The organism is Stenotrophomonas sp. NRRL B-14846 (assembly GCF_050473585.1).
Lineage (GTDB): Bacteria > Pseudomonadota > Gammaproteobacteria > Xanthomonadales > Xanthomonadaceae > Stenotrophomonas.
This window is the reverse complement of sequence record NZ_JBFLUN010000022.1, coordinates 3,141,842-3,157,597: the sequence shown is the minus strand read 5'-3', so window position 1 is coordinate 3,157,597 and position 15,756 is coordinate 3,141,842. Positions and strand designations below refer to the sequence as shown.

The window sequence follows — 15,756 nt, the reverse complement described above, 5'->3', positions numbered from 1 at the left end:
TGCGTTGAAGCCTGTTGCGGTGTCAGGCGGCCGACTGCTGCAGATACCAGCTGGCAGCGCCGACCACGCCCAGCTGGCCGTGCTCGACGACCTTCACCGGGATGCGTGCCAGCGCTTCGCCCATCGGCCCCTTCTGCAGGTAGCGTTCGACGAAGGTGCTGGCGTGCAGGTATTCGCGGATCTGCGGCAGGATGCCGCCGGCCAGGTAGACGCCACCGTGGGCGCCATAGAACAGCGCCATGTCGCCGATGGTGCTGCCGAGCAGGCCGCAGAACACATCCAGCGCCTGGCGCGCGTGCGCATCGGTATCGGCCATGGCAGCGGCGGTGACCGCGTCGGGGCTGGCCAGCGTCGGTGCCTGGCCCTGCAGCGCACACACTGCGCGGTACAGGTTCATCAGGCCCGGGCCGGAGATCGCATGCTCGATCGACACGTGGGCGCGGTCGCGCTGCATGTGGCGGACGATGGCCATTTCCAGTTCGGTGCTGGCCGCCAGGGTCGGCTGGCCGGCTTCGGTCGGCAGGACCACCGGACCATGCGCGGTGGGAATCCACAGCGCGGCGCCGAGACCGGTGCCAGGGCCGACCACCAGGGTCGGGCCACGCGCGGCGGTGTCCGGCCCGCACAGGTGCAGCACGCCGCTGGCGTCCACCTGGGCGGCGGCATAGGCCACCGCTTCGAAGTCGTTGACGATGTAGACCCGCTGCAGGCCGACGTCCGCTTCCACCTGGCGTGCCGACAGCGGCCACGGCAGGTTGGCGGTGATCACCGTGCCGTCCTCGCGGGCGTAGCCGGCGCTGGCAACCACGCAATGCGTGGGCCGCGGGCCTTCGCCAAGGAAGTCGGACAGGATCGCGCTGAGGCCGGCATGGTCGGCATTGCGGTACTTGCGGTACTCCAGCACCTGCACCGGGTGGGCGGCATCACCGCTGGCCTGGACCCGGGCCACGCGCACATGGGTGCCACCGACGTCGGCGGCCAGGAACGAGGGCGCGACTCGGGACAGGACATGGGCCGGGGCGGGGTGGCTGGCGGTCACGCGGGCTCCTGCTGCAGGTGAGGCCGGCCCCGGGATCGGGGGCGGCGATTGGGGCGGAGTCTGTAACCGTGCTGACAACGATGTCAACGAGTTCGTGACACTTTCGTTGCTGCGCCGCAACGAATGCGGCAGGCGGTAAACGTTTACATGACGTGAGTGCTGGATTCACACGGGAACCGTTGCAGCACGGGGCTCAAGGCCAATGGCGCATTCAGCGCGGTGCACAGCAATCGGCTTGCGCAGTGCAGCATGAGGTTCACAAGGGCGTGCATGGAAGTTGACAAACCGCCGTTGTCCATCGAAAGAATGTGACAACGTTGTTCCCAGCCACTCTCCGACGCCGCGTTCTGCGGCCGTCGCCGCAGGAGCCCTCCTGATGTCCGCCGTCCCCGCTGCAAGCGCGCGCCCGAACGTGGCCACCTCCATCGCCATCGTTGGCGTGTTGTTCTTCCTGATCGGCTTCTTCACCTGGCTCAACGGCCCGCTGATCACCTTCGTCAAGTTGGCCTTCGAACTCAGCGAGGTCGGCGCCTTCCTGGTGCTGATGGTGTTCTACCTGTCCTACTTCTTCCTGGCCCTGCCGGCGTCGTGGATCCTGCGCCGCACCGGCATGAAGAAGGGCCTCAGCCTGAGCCTGCTGGTGATGGCCGGTGGTGCCGCGTTGTTCGGTGAATTCGCCACCCAGCGCTGGTACCCGGGTGCGCTCGGCGGCCTGTTCGTGATCGGCAGCGGCCTGGCGCTGCTGCAGACCGCGATCAACCCCTACATCTCCATCCTCGGCCCGATCGAGACGGCGGCACGCCGCATCGCGCTGATGGGCATCTGCAACAAGATCGCTGGCATGCTGGCGCCGGTGCTGATCGGCACCGTAGTGCTGCACGGCATCGGCGATCTCTCGGCCACGGTGGCCGCTGCGGATGAAGCCACCAAGGCGCAGTTGTTGAACGAATTCGCCGCCAAGATCCATGCGCCGTACCTGGCGATGGCCGGCCTGCTGGTGCTGCTGGCGGTGGCCGTGCTGTTCTCGCCGCTGCCGGAAATCAAGTCGTCCGAAGCCAACGCCACGCCGGTCGCGGCCGGTGCCGCCGAACGCCGCAGCATCTTCCAGTTCCCGCACCTGTGGCTGGGCGTGCTGTGCCTGTTCGTCTACGTGGGTGTGGAGGTGATGGCCGGTGATGCGATCGGTACCTACGGCCATGGTTTCGACCTGCCGCTGGACCAGACCAAGATGTTCACCTCGCTCACCCTGGGCGCGATGCTGGTCGGCTACGTGGTCGGCCTGCTGGTGATTCCCACCGTGGTGTCGCAGTCGCGCTACCTGACCTTCTCGGCGGTGCTGGGCGTGGTGTTCTGCCTCGGCGCCTGGGCTACCCACGGCTACGTATCGGTGGCCTTCGTGGCCCTGCTGGGCTTCGCCAACGCCATGATGTGGCCGGCGATCTTCCCGCTGGCCATCCGCGGCCTGGGCCGCTTCACCGAGACTGGCTCGGCCCTGCTGGTGATGGGCATCGCCGGCGGCGCGATCATTCCGCAGCTGTTCGCCGTGCTCAAGCAGCACATCGACTTCCAGCTGGTGTTCGTGCTGCTGATGGTGCCCTGCTACCTGTACATCCTGTTCTACTCGGTGATCGGCCACCGCGCCGGCCTGCCGCAGGACAAGGCCTGATCGGCGATGATGGACGGCAGCCAACCCCAGGGAAAACCCATGCGCAGAGCGACCATCAAGGACGTTGCGGAGAAGGCCAAGGTCTCGCTGAAGACGGTCTCGCGGGTGATCAACAACGAGCCCTCGGTCATGCAGGCCACCCGTGCGCGGGTGCTGCGTGCCATCGCCGAGCTCGACTACGAACCCGATCCGTCGGCGCGCAACCTGCGCAGCGGCACCACCTTCGTGATCGGGCTGGTCTACGACAACCCGAATCCGTACCACATCATCGGCGTGCAGAACGGCGTGCTGGCCGCCTGCCGCGAGACCGGCTTCGGCCTGCAGATCCATCCCTGTGATTCCAGCTCGCCGCTGCTGGCCGATGAACTGGCCGACTGGGTGCAGCGTTCGCGCCTGGCCGGGCTGGTGCTGACGGCGCCGATGTCCGAACGCCGCGACCTGATCCAGGCGTTGACCGCGCGTGGCATCAAGCTCGTGCGCATCATCGCCGCCACCGAAGACCCGGCCGACGGTGCCTGCGTGTTCGTCGACGACCGCGAGGCGGCCTACGAGATCACCGAGCACCTGATCCAGCTGGGCCACCAGCGCATCGGCTTCCTCTGGGGCGGCATTTCGCACCGATCCTCGGGCGAGCGCTATGCCGGTTACGAAGCCGCGCTGAAGGACTACGGCATGACCGTGGACAAGCACCTGGTGGTGCAGGGCGACTACACCTTCGACGATGGCTTCCGCGGTGCACGCCGCCTGCTGGCGCTGCGCGAACCGCCCACCGCCATCTTCGGTTCCAACGACGAAATAGCCGCCGGTGTGCTGGCCGCCGCGAAGTCAGCCGGCATGAACGTGCCGTACGACCTGTCCATCGCCGGTTTCGAGGACAGCCCGTTCTCGCGCCAGTCGTGGCCGCCGCTGACCACCGCCAAGCAGGCCACCGAAGACATCGCTCGCCATGCCGCGCGCCTGCTGATCGCGCAGCTGCGCAGCGACGCCTATGACGACGCGCCCGCGCCGCTGCACAACCAGGGCTTCGTGCCGCAGCTGGTGGTGCGCGGTTCGACCGCGCCGATGCGCCCGGCCGGCGCACGCCCCCTTCCTTCCGATCCTGCCTGAGCCTGCCATGTCGCTGTCAGACCCCACGTCCACCCTGATGTTCGCCGAGGCCGCGGAAGCGGCCGACGTGGTCGCGCGCCAGTTCTCGCGCAACCACGCCACCATGGAAACCCTGGCCGCCAGCCTGCGCGCCGCGCCGCCGCCGTTCGTGGTCACCTGCGCACGCGGCAGCTCCGATCATGCCGCCACCTATGGCAAATACCTGCTGGAAACCCAGCTGGGCCTGGTGGTCGCATCGGCTTCGCCGTCGGTGGGCTCGGTCTATGCCGCGCCGCTTCAGTTGCGCGGTGCGCTGTTCATCGTCATTTCGCAGTCGGGCAAGAGCCCGGACCTGCTGCGCAACGCGGAAGCTGCCAAGGCCGCCGGTGCGCGCGTGATCGCGCTGGTCAACGTCGAGGATTCGCCGCTGGCGCAGCTGGCCGACACGGTCATTCCGCTGCATGCCGGTGCCGAAAAGAGCGTGGCGGCCACCAAGAGCTACCTGGCCTCGCTGGCCGCACTGCTGCAGCTGGCCGCGTACTGGAAGCAGGACAGCAGCCTGCGTGCGGCGCTGGACCTGCTGCCGGACGCGATGCGCGAGGCCTGGCAGTGCGACTGGAGCGTGGTGACCGAAGGCCTGGTCGATGCCACCAACCTGTTCGTGCTCGGCCGTGGCCTGGGCCTGGGCGCGGCGCAGGAAGCGGCGCTGAAGTTCAAGGAAACCTGCAGCCTGCACGCCGAAGCCTACAGCTCGGCCGAGGTCAAGCATGGCCCGATGGCGCTGGTCGGCCGTGGTTTCCCGGTGCTGGCCTTCGCCCAGCCGGACGAAACTGGTGCCGGAACCCGTGCGGTGGTCGATGAGTTCACCACGCGCGGCGCGCAGGTGTGGATGGCCGGTGCCGGTGGCAACCTGCCGGTGGCCGCCGCGCCGCACCCGCTGTGCGCACCACTGCTGACCGTGCAGAGCTTCTATCGCGCGATCAACGCGTTGGCGCTGCGTCGTGGCTTCAACCCGGACCTGCCGCCGCATCTGAACAAGGTTACGGAGACGGTGTGATGGCAACGGTGCTGCGCAACGCCCGCATTCTTGCCGGCGATGAGTTCCGCGACGATCTGGCGGTCGTGATCGAGGACGGTCGCATCAGCGCGCTGCTGCCTGACGCTGCGCCGCAGCTCGGCCAGGCCGCCGAGCAGGTGGACCTGGGCGGGGGCTGGCTGTTGCCCGGTTTCATCGATGTGCAGGTCAACGGTGGTGGCGGTGCGCTGTTCAACAACACGCCGGACGTGGCGGCACTGCGCACCATCGCGCAGGCGCACCGTCGTTTCGGTACCACCGCGATGCTGCCGACGCTGATCAGCGATGACGTGGGCGTGATGCGTGAGGCGATCAGTGCGATGCGCGAGGCAATCGCGCAGGGCGTGCCGGGCGTGATCGGCATCCATCTGGAAGGCCCGTACATCGCGCCGGCGCGCAAGGGCACGCACGATGCCAGCAAGTTCCGCGTGCCGGACGAAGAAGAGATCGCGCTGGCCGCATCGCTGGACAACGGCGTGACCCTGCTGACCCTGGCGCCGGAACGCGTGCCGCTGGAGACCATCCGTGCGCTGGTCGAGCGCGGCGTGATCGTCGCTGCTGGGCACACCGCAGGCACCTATGAAGAGATCCGCGCCGGCCTGGATGCCGGTGTGCGTGGCTTCACCCATCTGTACAACGCGATGTCGCCGCTGCAGGGCCGTGAGCCCGGCGCGGTGGGCGCTGCGCTGGAAGACCGCGACAGCTGGATCGGCATCATCGTCGATGGCGTGCATGTGCATCCGGCCAGCCTGCGCGTGGCGCTGGCGGCCAAGCCGCGCGGCCGCCTGCTGCTGGTGACCGATGCGATGCCGCCGGTCGGCGCCGACGATCCCAGCTACGTGCTGTATGGCGAAATCATCACCGCCATCGATGGCGTGGTGCGCAATGCCGCCGGTTCGCTGGCCGGTTCGGCGCTGGACATGGCCACCGCCGTGCGCAATACCGTGCAGCTGCTCGGCCAACCGCTGGCCGAAGCGGCGCGCATGGCCTCGACCTATCCGGCGCAGTTCCTCAACGTCGACGACCGCCTCGGCCACATCGCCGAGGGCTACCAGGCCGACCTAGTCCTGCTGGATGACGCCCTGCAGGTGCGTGGTACCTGGATTGCCGGACAGTACGAGGCCGCCTGATGGCCGATCCCTTGAAGGGAAGCATGCCGCCGCGCCGCCTGGGCTCGATCGATGCCCTGCGCGGCATCACCGTGGCGGCAATGCTGCTGGTCAACAACCCGGGTGACTGGAGCGCGGTGTTCGCACCGCTGCGCCATTCGGAATGGCATGGCTGCACGCCCACCGATCTGGTGTTCCCGTTCTTCCTGTTCCTGATCGGCGTGTCGATGGCCTTCAGCGTGGCACCGCGCGCGCGGGATGCGGCGGCGCGACCGGCATTGGCGCGCGGCGTGCTGGAACGCGCGCTGCGCATCCTGGTGGCCGGTGCGCTGCTGCACCTGCTGATCTGGTGGGCGCTGCATACCCCTCACTTCCGCATCTGGGGCGTGCTGCAGCGGATTGCCGTATGTGCGGCGCTGGTGGGGGTGTTGGCCGTGTATGCGCGGCCGCGCATGCAGGCCGGCGTGCTGGTCGCGCTGTTGGTGGGCTACACCGTGCTGTTGCTGGGCATCGGCGACCTGGCGCCGTGGACCAACCCGGCCAGCCGCCTGGATACCACGCTGTTCGCACCGTGGATCTACCAGTGGCACGCCGATACCGGGCTCGGACATGACCCGGAAGGATTGCTGAGCACGCTGGGCGCGCTGGCCAGCACGGTGCTCGGCCTGATTGCCGGTGGCCTGCTGCGCAACGGGCGTTCGGCGGCATTGGCCGGCCTGGGTGTGGCAACCGCCGTGCTGGGCCTGCTGCTGGCTACGGTGCTGCCGCTGAACAAGCAGCTGTGGACGCCCAGCTATGTGCTGTGGACCGGCGGGCTGGCCGCGCTGGCGCTGTGGCTGGGCCACGTGCTGATCGACCAGAAGGGCTGGCCGGCGCTGGGCCGGCGCTTCGGGGTCAACGCGATCACCGCGTACCTGGGGGCATCGGTGATGTCGGTGGCGCTGATGGCGACCGGCGCCTGGGGCTGGATCGGGCAGCAGCTGGCCAATGCGATGCCGCAGGCGCTGGAACTGGCGTCGATGCTGCAGGCGCTGGTGTTCGTCGCGCTGTGGTGGGGCGTGGCGTGGTGGCTGGACCGGCGGAAGATCTATCTGAAGATCTGACCCCCGGCGGCGCGCCACATCCACGCATGGCGTGGATCTACTGGCGTATCGGGGTTCATCCACGCATGGCGTGGATCTACTGGCGTATCGGGGTTCATCCACGCATGGCGTGGATCTACTGGCGTATCGGGGTTCATCCACGCATGGCGTGGATCTACTGGCGTATCGGGGTTCATCCACGCATGGCGTGGATCTACTGGCGTATCGGGGTTCATCCACGCATGGCGTGGATCTACTGGCCAATCCGCCTCCATCGCGTTCGCCCCTCGCCCGGTAGATCCACGCCATGCGTGGATGCTCTCCGCGTGGCGCGCGATCACCGCCATGATGAACGGTTTCAGCCACGTAGAGGCGAGGTGATGCCCGATCAAGTTCGCATCTGAACTGTGATAACCGGCACGCAATTTCACCTATCGAAACCATTCACCACGCGGCAGACTGCCTTCGCAGTACCGCATGCCCGCAGTTCCTGATCCCCTGTCCAGGAGTGCTGTATGTCCCGTGCCGCCCCGCGCGCTTTCCGTCCCCGCCGCCTCACTGTTTCCGTGTTGCAGGCCTTGGCTGTCCCGTCCGTCATGCTGTTGACCGCCAGTGTCGCCTGGGCCGGCTGTGACAATGCCGCCCCGGCCGCAGGCCAGACGGTCACCTGCGATGCCAGCGCGCCGAATCCGCAGACCGTTCCCATCGCTGCCACTGGTGCGGCGGGTATCACCGTCAATGTCGCCAGCACGGCACAACTGCAACAGAGCGGTGGTGGCAGTGCGATTTCGCTGGTCGGGGCCGGCGGGCACCTGCTGTCCAACCTCGGCACGATCAGTTCGGTGGGGGGCGTGGCTGTCCAGCTTGGCGGTGGCAGCCGCGTCGAAAACGCCGGCAGCATCAGCACCGGCAACAACACGGCCCTGCAGTTCGTTGGCGCCGGCGACAGCGTGCTGGTCAACAGCGGAACGATCAGCGGGCGCACCGGCGTGCAGTTCGGCGCCGGCAATGATCGCCTGGAAATGCAGGCCGGCAGCATCACCGGCGGCGTCCTGCAGGGCGACGGCAACGACGTGCTGCTGCTGAGCAATGGCACCATCGACAGCGTCGACCAGGGCAGCGGCGATGACCAGATGACCGTCACGGGCGGCACTGTCACCGGCGTGGTGGCGCAGGGCAGTGGCCGCGATGATTTCGTCATGAGTGGCGGCACGATCGGCGCGCTGCAGCAGGGCGACAACATCGATACGTTCCGCATGAGCGGTGGCCGCATCATCGGCGCGTTCGAGGATGGCGACCAGGCGTGGATGACCGGTGGTCGCATCGGCCGCGTCAACATGAAGCTGGACAAGAACCTGTGGGACCAGTCCGGCGGCACCGTGGACGGCAACGTGGTGACCGGCTTCGACACCGACACCATCATCATCTCGGGTACGGCCTACATCGGTGGCAACATCAGCGTCAGCGGCGGCAATGACAGCGTGACCATCAGCGATGGCACCGTGCGTGGCCAGGTGCTGCTCAGTACCGGCAATGACACCTTCAACTGGAACGGCGGCGGCATCGTCTACGGCGCGATCGACATGGGGCCGGACAACGACGTGGCCAACCTCAGCAACCTCAACCAGGGCAACCTCGGTGCGGTACCGCTGTTCGATGGCGGCAGCGGCATCGACCAGCTCAACCTCAGCAACGTCAAGACCGCGGGCGTGGGCCGCTTCCAGAACTGGGAGACGATCAGCCTGGCCAACAGCACAGAGCTGACCTTCGATGGTGATCTGGTGCTGGGCGACAGCGGGACCGGCACCGGCACGCTCACGGTGGATGACACCAGTACCGTCTACGCGGGCAGTGGGGGGCATGCCATCCGCCCGTTCAACAGTGGTGCACTGGTGGAGATGGTCAATGCCGGGCGCATCGACCTGACCGGTACCGGTGCTGGCGACGTGTTCACCGTGCGTGGCAACTACCGCGGTGACGGCGGTGGCCTGTACCTGCGTACCGTGCTCGGCGCGGACAATTCCACCAGCGACCGCCTGGTGATAGATGGCGGCACTGCCACCGGCACCACCGGCATCGGCGTGCTCAATGCCGGCGGCAGCGGCGCGGCCACGCTGGCCGATGGCATCCTGGTGGTGCAGGCATTGAATGGTGGCCGTACCGCGCCGGGCGCGTTCTCGCTGTTCGCACCGGTCGCGGCCGGTGCCTACGAGTACTTCCTGTTCAAGGGCGGCGTCAGTGCCGGTACCAGCGAAAACTGGTACCTGCGCTCGACGCTGGTGACCGGGCCGACGCCAGCACCCAACGGCGGCGGCAGTGCCACGCCACCGCCACTGACGCCGCCTGTGGCACCGCCACCACCGATCACCCCGGCGCCGCCACCGCCGCCGGAAGGCGCTACCGATCCGGACCTGACCGCGGGCGAGACCGCGCCGCCACCGCCGCCACCGGAACCGACGCCGGTGGCACCGCCCAGCGATCCGGCGGTGCCGGACGTGCCGGTGGCCGGTGGTGCATTGCCCGGTACCGGTGCGCCGCCGACGCCGGGTGCACGCCCGGCCGAAGGGGCGGTGGTACCGCTGTACCGCGTGGAGACCGCCGCCTACGCCGTGGTGCCGCCGCTGCTGCGCGAGACCTCGCTGGCCAGCCTCGGCACGTTCCATGAGCGGCAGGGCGAGCAGCGCCTGCTGTACAACCAGGGTGCGTTCCGCACCGCGTGGGGCCGGTTGGTGGGACAGAGCAGCGAGATCCACTGGAAGGGGGATGCGCAGCCGGGCTTCGATGGCGATGTGATGGGCCTGCAGGCCGGTCTGGATGTGTGGGCCGCAGCGTCTGACAATCATCGCAACCAGATCGGCGTATTCGTCGGCCGCACCCGCGCGCAGGGCAAGACCACCGGCCTGGCGCTGGGCTGGGAGAATGTGCAGGTGGGCCAGAACCGCCTGGATGACAAGCACGTGGGCCTGTACTGGACGTTCACCGACAGCACGGGCGGCTATATCGACGCCGTGGCGATGCAGAGCCGCTACGACGGCCGTGTACGTTCCTCGCGCGGGCTTGGCTTCGGCATCAAGGGCGATGGCACCAGCGTATCGGTGGAAGCCGGCAAGCCGCTGCTGCACTTCGGTCAATCCGCTTGGTGGCTGGAACCGCAGGTGCAGGTGATCTGGCAGCGCACCTCCCTGGACGACCGGCGCGATGAAGTGTCGAGCGTGCGTTTCGACAACGACAATGCCTGGACCGGCCGCATCGGCCTGCGCCTGGCCGGCGACTACCAGTTGGCCGACAACGGCTGGCAGCCGTATTTCAAGCTCAATTACTGGCATGGCCGTTCCGGCGAGGATCGCATCGGCTTCGACGATGACGTGATCGTCAACTCGCAGCGCTCGCGCGCACTGGAAGCCGGCGTGGGTGTGGTCGGGCGCTTCAATCGCACCATCAGCGCCTATGCCGTGGCCGACTACACGCGCGAACTGGGTGGCGACCGCAACGAGAAGCGCCGCATCATTGAAGGCAACATCGGCCTGCGCGCGGATTGGTGACAACCGCAGGCTTGGGTAGGTGCCGACCTGGGTCGGCACTCATCCCGTCACGGCCACGATCCGCTCTGGTAGGTGTCGACCTTGGTCGACACGAATCCAACGACGTCACGCTCCCGCGCCTGCACCCGGCGCCACCAATCCACCCGCGTGATCGGCCAGCACCACCACCGCATGCAGCAACCCTTCCTCCACCTGCGGCGGGCACTGCGCCGCCGCATCGTCCATCTCGCGTGCCGACTGTGCGGCCAGCAACACACCCCCACACGCAGACAACGCCGCCAGACAGCGCGTGGCCTCGGCCAGTTCCCGACCGCGCGCCTCGCTGAGTTGCCGCTCGCGCCACGGCTGCTCATCGGCCGCTTGGTTGTGCGCAATACCACGCAACCGCGCGAAGAATGCCGATGGCGGCGCCTGTTCGTGGACTTCGGCGAGCGCATCTTCCAACGCTTCGGCGGCGGTAGTGGACAGCTGCAGGCCGGGCAATGCTGCGCCGAGCAGTGCCTGCAGGCGTGGATAGGTGGGGTAGGGCGTGTTCATGGCGGCAACCTCACAAGGCAAGGCCACCTGCGGGATGCGAGGTGGCGGGCGGTGCGGGTTGGCGTGCCGGTGAAGCTCTTCACGAGGAATGACGCCGGCGGATCCGGGGATCCCCACGCACCGCCCGCCGCAGAACGACGGACGGTGCATTGTTCGGGCCGGCAACGACGTTGCAAGCCCGCTCGTGAAAAGCTTCCTTCAGGACGCCAATCCCGGCCAGCGCAGGAGGCGCCGACGGGGCCACCTTGGCGCGTTGTACGCCGCGATGACATGGGCAAAGTTGCAGTGTTCTGATCGCCTGGCGCCTGCTTTACCGCAGGTCGCGGCAGGGTCAGATACGACAGTTCGCGCGTGGCGAAAGCGCTCCTCTCCCGGTTATCCTGCGCGCCTGACCCAACGACAAGGAAACGTCGCATGCAGGTTCGCAAGGGAGTGCGTCGCATCGGCGCGCTGATGCTCGTATTGCTGGCGACCGGCGCCATGGCCGATACGCCAAGCGCGGTCGAGATACCCTCGCCGGAGGCCCAGGCCGAGATCCTCAACCTGCTTGAACGGCAGGCGCTGTATCGCGACCGGGTGGACTGGCCTGCCACCCGCACACGACTGCAATCGGTGCAGGGTGACCCCGCGCAACGGCTGGCCGTTCTGCGCGAAGCCATTGCGCTCAGCACCGGCCACCATGGTGCATGGACCACGCCCCAGCGCCAGCGCGAATCCCTTGCGCGTGCGCAGCAGGCCGGCGCTGCCGCCGTGGACCGGGCCAGGGCCGCCGATGCGGTGGATGCGCGTATCGGCTGGGTGGTCGTCGAGGGCTATGCCTCCACGCCCGGTGCGACGCCGCAGGAAAAATTCCGTCAGGACATCCAGCGTGCCGCGCGCTGGCAGCAGGTCATCCGCAGCAAGGACGATGGCGCGCGCTGTGGCTGGATCGTCGACCTGCGGGATAACGGCGGTGGCGCCATGTGGCCGATGCTGCTGGGCATGGCCCCGCTGCTGCGTACCTCGGTGGTGAACAACGAGGACGTGGGCTCGTTCGAAACCGCGCACGGGCCGCAGCGCTGGACGTTGACGGCGACCGCCGTGCAGCTGGCGGGCAAGCCATTGCTGGATTTCGGCCAGTCCGGCCATGTGCTGCGGCAGCCCGGCGCACCGGTGGCGGTGCTGTTCGGGCCCCGCACCGGCAGTTCGGGCGAGGCCGCGGTGCTGGCGTGGCGTGGCCGCCCGCAGGCGCGGAGTTTCGGCCAGCCGACCGCGGGTGTCTCCACCGGCAATGTCGCGCACACCCTTGCCGATGGCAGTCGCCTGCTGCTGACCACCAGCGTGATGCGGGACCGCAATGATCGTGGCGATGGGTTGAGGATCGAACCCGACCAGCGCGTCCAGGGTGACGCCGCCACCGTCGCCGCCGCCCAGGCCTGGCTGCTGGCCCAGCCCGCTTGCCAAGGCAACCGGACATGATCCTGATCGGCCAACAGGAACGGGTGGTGATCGTCGGCCCCACCGAAGCGCATCACTGCCTGCGCTGCCAGACGGAAACCGAGTTCGCCCCGCAGCTGCGCTACAAGATGGCGCGCATCGACCTGCTGTTTGGCTTCACCTACCAGCGCCGCTACGAACTGGCCTGCACCCGGTGCGAGCACGGCTGGGTGCTGGATACCGAGTCCATGGACCAGCAGCTGGGCGGGGTACCGATCCCGTGGCGGCACCGCTTTGGCCTGCCGTTGATGCTGGTGGGGGTGGCCGGGCTGGCCGCGCTTGGCTGGCTGTGGCGGCACGGGTACATCGGCCGCTGATGAAGATGAAACTGTTGCTTATGTCCCATATTGGGACTAGGATGTCCGAATGAAAGTGGTTGCTTTGGCGACGCTGAAACGATTCTGGGAACGCCACCCTGATTCGGAAGCAGCGCTGAGGTCCTGGTACGACGAAGTCAGGCACGCCGTATGGGACACGCCGCACGACGTACGCCAACGTTATGCAAGCGCAAGTTTCGTGGCGAACAGTCGTGTGGTGTTCAACATAAAGGGCAACAGCTACAGGCTCATCGTCGCTGTGGGTTACAGGTTTCAAGTGGTCTACATCAAGTTCATTGGCACCCACGCCGAATACGACCGGATCGACGCCGACACTGTGGAGCTTCTATGAACATCCAGCCCATCCGTACGGAAAGCGACTACGAGAACGCTCTGCGCGAGATTTCGGCCTATGTAGACAACGAGCCGGAGCCGGGAAGCGAGGATGGCGATCGATTCGAAATTCTCGTAACGCTGGTTGAAGCCTACGAAGCGAAGCACTACCCGATCGAACCGCCAGATCCCATCGACGCAATCCGCTTCCGCATGGAGCAGGGCGGTCTGACAGTGAAGGATCTGGTGCCGTCCATCGGCCAGCTCAACCGTGTCTATGAGGTGTTGAATCGCAAGCGCGGCCTGACTCTGGAAATGATCCGGAAGCTCCACCGCAACCTGGGCATTCCCGCGGAAAGTCTCATCGGCCGCTGAAGCCCTGCGAGTCCCTGCCGATGCGCTGCCGTGCCTCACCCCCGGCCTGCTAAAGTTGCAGCCTGCAATCACGTACCGGAACCGACCATGGACCACGACACCCCGTTCGAACCCCTCAACGACCTCGAGGTGCGCCTGCTGCAGGCCCAGGACGGCACGCTGACCGCAGCGCAGTTCCTCGACGGCCTGCTGACCTCGACGGCGTTCGTGCTGCTGGACAAGGCCATTGGTGAAGATGGCGCCTGGGACGAGAGCATCTCGCCGCTGGTGCTGACCAGCGAGAGCGGCGAGCCGATGTTCGCGGTGTTCACCGCCCCCGAACGCGCGGGCCTGTGGCACGAGCAGCTGCCGCAGTTTGCCCATGCCATGCCGATCGCGGTGCACGCGCTGCTGGCCGGTATCGGCGACGGCGTCGGCCTGGTGCTGAACCCGGGCCTGGACGTGGGCATGGAGATGATTCCCGATGCCGTGGCCCAGCTGAAGCAGCGTGCGGCGGCGATCACCCGCGGCATGGCGCACTGAATCCAGGGAGTGTCTGGTTGCCGGCCAGCGGCCGGCACTACCCGTGGTGCCGGACGGCCGCGATGGCTTGCAAGTGCGTCCTGTTCAATGGAGAGGAGCATCGTGGGCAAGCGTTCCAACCGATCGCTGTGGGTCCATGAGATCGGCCTTCTTGCGGGTTTGGCACTGGCAGCTGCGTTCATCACCCGGTTCAATCCGGTGGAGACGCTCCGGTTGGGTGGATGGCTGTTCCTCTTGATGCAACCCGTCTTGTTGGGTGCTCATGCTGTCGACCACTTCTCGCGCAAGCGCCGTCGATAGACGGGCGACGTGAAGCTGCCGGCCAGCGGCCGGCACTACCAGGTGCTTCAGCGGGCGGCGGCGATGGCTTTCACCCGCGCCTTGGCCAGTGCTTCACCTATGGCCGGGCCCTTCAGATGCGTGGTATCCAGATCCCGCGCCTGCACTGACAGCGCCGCCTGGTGCAGGCGCTTGAGCGTTTCGCCCTGTGGGTAGTCGGCGTCCTCGAAGCCGAGCCGGCCGCGCTTGTCGGCCTCGCAGCACAGTGCGATGCGCGCCACGCGTTCTGGCCTGCGCAATGCATCACAGCGGCCCAGCAGTTCCAGCACAGTGGCATCGCGCAGTTCGTCGATGCGGTGCACGTTCAAGTGCTCGCGGCAGACCGCTTCGGCCAGCTGCTGGTGCTCGGTGGGAATCTTCAACCGCGCGCACAGTGCCTTCAGCGGCTTGATGCCGCGCTGCTCGTGCATGATGTGGCGCGGCCATTCCTCCGGCGGGGTCAGGCCCTTGCCGAGATCGTGGGTGAGGGCAGCGAAGCCGACCAGGTCATCACCCGGCGCCAGTTTCGCGGCCATGTCGCTGACCATTTCCTGATGGATGCCGGTGTCGACTTCCGGGTGGAATTCGGCACGCTGCGGTACGCCATACAGCGCTTCCAGTTCGGGCAGGATCGGGCCCAGTGCCTGCGCATCGTGCAGCGTGCGCAGGAAGGCGGAGGGCCGTTCACTGACCAGCGCCTTGCGCAGTTCCTGCCAGACGCGTTCCGGCACCAGCGCGTCCAGCTCGCCACTGGCGGCGACCTCGCGCATCAGCGCCATGGTCTCTTCGGCGACGGTGAATCCCAGTGGCGCGAAGCGCGCCATGAAGCGCGCCGCGCGCAGCACGCGCAGTGGATCTTCCACGAACGCAGGGCCGACGTGGCGCAGCACGCGCTGCTCAAGATCGCGAACGCCACCGTAAGGATCGACCAGCGTGCCGGTCTCCTCATCGCAGGCGATCGCGTTGATGGTGAAGTCGCGGCGCTGCAGATCCTCTTCCAGCGTCACCGCCGGATCGGCATCGACCACGAAGCCGCGATAGCCGCGGCCGGATTTGCGCTCGGTGCGCGCCAGCGCGTATTCCTCGCCGGTCTTCGGGTGCAGGAACACCGGGAAATCGCGGCCGACGGCGGTGTAGCCCTGCGCTTCCATCTGCGCGGGCGTGGCACCGACCACCACCCAGTCACGGTCGCCGGCAGGGCGCTGCAGCAGGCGGTCGCGTACGGCGCCGCCGACAAGATAGATCTTCATGGGGGGATGATCGCATGCCCGGCGCAGAT

The 15,756-nt window shown here is 67.4% G+C and carries 16 protein-coding genes; 12 read left to right on the top strand and 4 right to left on the bottom strand.

The window, feature by feature from the left end:
• Positions 1-22: 22 nt before the first annotated feature.
• Complete coding sequence (locus AB1281_RS16715; RefSeq protein WP_014038497.1) at positions 23-1,039, bottom strand: glucokinase family protein; 1,017 nt, start codon at positions 1,037-1,039, stop codon at positions 23-25.
• 376 nt (positions 1,040-1,415) lie between these two features.
• On the opposite strand from AB1281_RS16715, the gene AB1281_RS16710 reads away from it, so the two are divergent.
• From AB1281_RS16710 to AB1281_RS16690, 5 genes are read left to right on the top strand one after another with little or no spacing between them, the layout of a single operon-like run.
• The gene (locus tag AB1281_RS16710; protein WP_430346446.1) at positions 1,416-2,705 is read left to right on the top strand and encodes a sugar MFS transporter; all 1,290 of its coding nucleotides are present in this window, start codon (positions 1,416-1,418) and stop codon (positions 2,703-2,705) included.
• A 39-nt stretch (positions 2,706-2,744) separates the two neighbouring features.
• On the top strand, positions 2,745-3,812 hold the full coding sequence (locus AB1281_RS16705) for a LacI family DNA-binding transcriptional regulator (protein ID WP_006391719.1): 1,068 nt from the start codon (positions 2,745-2,747) through the stop codon (positions 3,810-3,812).
• Positions 3,813-3,819: 7 nt separating this feature from the next.
• The gene (locus AB1281_RS16700; RefSeq protein ID WP_430346445.1) at positions 3,820-4,848 is read left to right on the top strand and encodes an SIS domain-containing protein; all 1,029 of its coding nucleotides are present in this window, start codon (positions 3,820-3,822) and stop codon (positions 4,846-4,848) included.
• Positions 4,848-5,996 carry an N-acetylglucosamine-6-phosphate deacetylase gene (gene nagA, locus AB1281_RS16695; RefSeq protein ID WP_430346444.1) on the top strand — a complete coding sequence of 383 codons (1,149 nt, stop codon included), beginning with the start codon at positions 4,848-4,850 and terminating at the stop codon, positions 5,994-5,996. Before AB1281_RS16700 ends, nagA begins: the two co-directional genes overlap by 1 nt.
• Positions 5,996-7,078 (top strand): acyltransferase family protein, encoded by a 1,083-nt coding sequence (locus AB1281_RS16690; RefSeq protein WP_430346443.1) that lies wholly within the window; start codon positions 5,996-5,998, stop codon positions 7,076-7,078. Before nagA ends, AB1281_RS16690 begins: the two co-directional genes overlap by 1 nt.
• Here AB1281_RS16690 and AB1281_RS16685 read toward each other — a convergent pair.
• Positions 7,063-7,488: a hypothetical protein gene (locus AB1281_RS16685; protein ID WP_430346442.1), complete on the bottom strand. Its 426-nt coding sequence runs from the start codon at positions 7,486-7,488 to the stop codon at positions 7,063-7,065. The genes AB1281_RS16690 and AB1281_RS16685 overlap by 16 nt on opposite strands.
• A gap of 84 nt (positions 7,489-7,572) precedes the next feature.
• On the opposite strand from AB1281_RS16685, the gene AB1281_RS16680 reads away from it, so the two are divergent.
• Positions 7,573-10,599 (top strand): autotransporter outer membrane beta-barrel domain-containing protein, encoded by a 3,027-nt coding sequence (locus AB1281_RS16680; protein ID WP_430346441.1) that lies wholly within the window; start codon positions 7,573-7,575, stop codon positions 10,597-10,599.
• 105 nt (positions 10,600-10,704) lie between these two features.
• On the opposite strand, the gene AB1281_RS16675 is transcribed toward AB1281_RS16680, so the two are convergent.
• The gene (locus AB1281_RS16675; protein ID WP_430346440.1) at positions 10,705-11,136 is read right to left on the bottom strand and encodes a hypothetical protein; all 432 of its coding nucleotides are present in this window, start codon (positions 11,134-11,136) and stop codon (positions 10,705-10,707) included.
• A 414-nt stretch (positions 11,137-11,550) separates the two neighbouring features.
• On the opposite strand from AB1281_RS16675, the gene AB1281_RS16670 reads away from it, so the two are divergent.
• From AB1281_RS16670 to AB1281_RS16645, 6 genes are all read left to right on the top strand, one after another.
• Complete coding sequence (locus AB1281_RS16670; RefSeq protein WP_430346439.1) at positions 11,551-12,594, top strand: S41 family peptidase; 1,044 nt, start codon at positions 11,551-11,553, stop codon at positions 12,592-12,594.
• A complete protein-coding gene (locus AB1281_RS16665) occupies positions 12,591-12,929 on the top strand; it encodes a hypothetical protein (RefSeq protein ID WP_097048883.1) in 339 nt (112 codons plus the stop codon). The genes AB1281_RS16670 and AB1281_RS16665 overlap by 4 nt, the downstream gene beginning before the upstream one ends.
• 49 nt (positions 12,930-12,978) lie before the next feature.
• A complete protein-coding gene (locus tag AB1281_RS16660; RefSeq protein WP_065178056.1) occupies positions 12,979-13,281 on the top strand; it encodes a type II toxin-antitoxin system HigB family toxin in 303 nt (100 codons plus the stop codon).
• Complete coding sequence (locus AB1281_RS16655; protein ID WP_097048884.1) at positions 13,278-13,637, top strand: helix-turn-helix domain-containing protein; 360 nt, start codon at positions 13,278-13,280, stop codon at positions 13,635-13,637. Before AB1281_RS16660 ends, AB1281_RS16655 begins: the two co-directional genes overlap by 4 nt.
• Before the next feature lie 87 nt (positions 13,638-13,724).
• Entirely contained in the window at positions 13,725-14,159 is a 435-nt protein-coding gene (locus tag AB1281_RS16650) for an SseB family protein (RefSeq protein WP_005419309.1), read from the top strand.
• A 102-nt stretch (positions 14,160-14,261) separates the two neighbouring features.
• A complete protein-coding gene (locus tag AB1281_RS16645) occupies positions 14,262-14,459 on the top strand; it encodes a hypothetical protein (protein ID WP_430346438.1) in 198 nt (65 codons plus the stop codon).
• Between the two features lie 47 nt (positions 14,460-14,506).
• Here AB1281_RS16645 and AB1281_RS16640 read toward each other — a convergent pair whose 3' ends face one another.
• On the bottom strand, positions 14,507-15,727 hold the full coding sequence (locus tag AB1281_RS16640; RefSeq protein WP_075676247.1) for a multifunctional CCA addition/repair protein: 1,221 nt from the start codon (positions 15,725-15,727) through the stop codon (positions 14,507-14,509).
• Between the last annotated feature and the right edge of the window lie 29 nt (positions 15,728-15,756).

Bases quoted from the DNA above. Each gene is read 5' to 3' on its own strand.
- AB1281_RS16710 (WP_430346446.1), top strand. From the start codon at position 1,416: ATGTCCGCCGTCCCCGCTGCAAGCGCGCGCCCGAACGTGGCCACCTCC.
- AB1281_RS16705 (WP_006391719.1), top strand. From the start codon at position 2,745: ATGCGCAGAGCGACCATCAAGGACGTTGCGGAGAAGGCCAAGGTCTCG.
- AB1281_RS16700 (WP_430346445.1), top strand. From the start codon at position 3,820: ATGTCGCTGTCAGACCCCACGTCCACCCTGATGTTCGCCGAGGCCGCG.
- nagA (WP_430346444.1), top strand. From the start codon at position 4,848: ATGGCAACGGTGCTGCGCAACGCCCGCATTCTTGCCGGCGATGAGTTC.
- AB1281_RS16690 (WP_430346443.1), top strand. From the start codon at position 5,996: ATGGCCGATCCCTTGAAGGGAAGCATGCCGCCGCGCCGCCTGGGCTCG.
- AB1281_RS16680 (WP_430346441.1), top strand. From the start codon at position 7,573: ATGTCCCGTGCCGCCCCGCGCGCTTTCCGTCCCCGCCGCCTCACTGTT.
- AB1281_RS16675 (WP_430346440.1), bottom strand. From the start codon at position 11,136: ATGAACACGCCCTACCCCACCTATCCACGCCTGCAGGCACTGCTCGGC.
- AB1281_RS16670 (WP_430346439.1), top strand. From the start codon at position 11,551: ATGCAGGTTCGCAAGGGAGTGCGTCGCATCGGCGCGCTGATGCTCGTA.
- AB1281_RS16665 (WP_097048883.1), top strand. From the start codon at position 12,591: ATGATCCTGATCGGCCAACAGGAACGGGTGGTGATCGTCGGCCCCACC.
- AB1281_RS16660 (WP_065178056.1), top strand. From the start codon at position 12,979: ATGAAAGTGGTTGCTTTGGCGACGCTGAAACGATTCTGGGAACGCCAC.
- AB1281_RS16655 (WP_097048884.1), top strand. From the start codon at position 13,278: ATGAACATCCAGCCCATCCGTACGGAAAGCGACTACGAGAACGCTCTG.
- AB1281_RS16650 (WP_005419309.1), top strand. From the start codon at position 13,725: ATGGACCACGACACCCCGTTCGAACCCCTCAACGACCTCGAGGTGCGC.
- AB1281_RS16640 (WP_075676247.1), bottom strand. From the start codon at position 15,727: ATGAAGATCTATCTTGTCGGCGGCGCCGTACGCGACCGCCTGCTGCAG.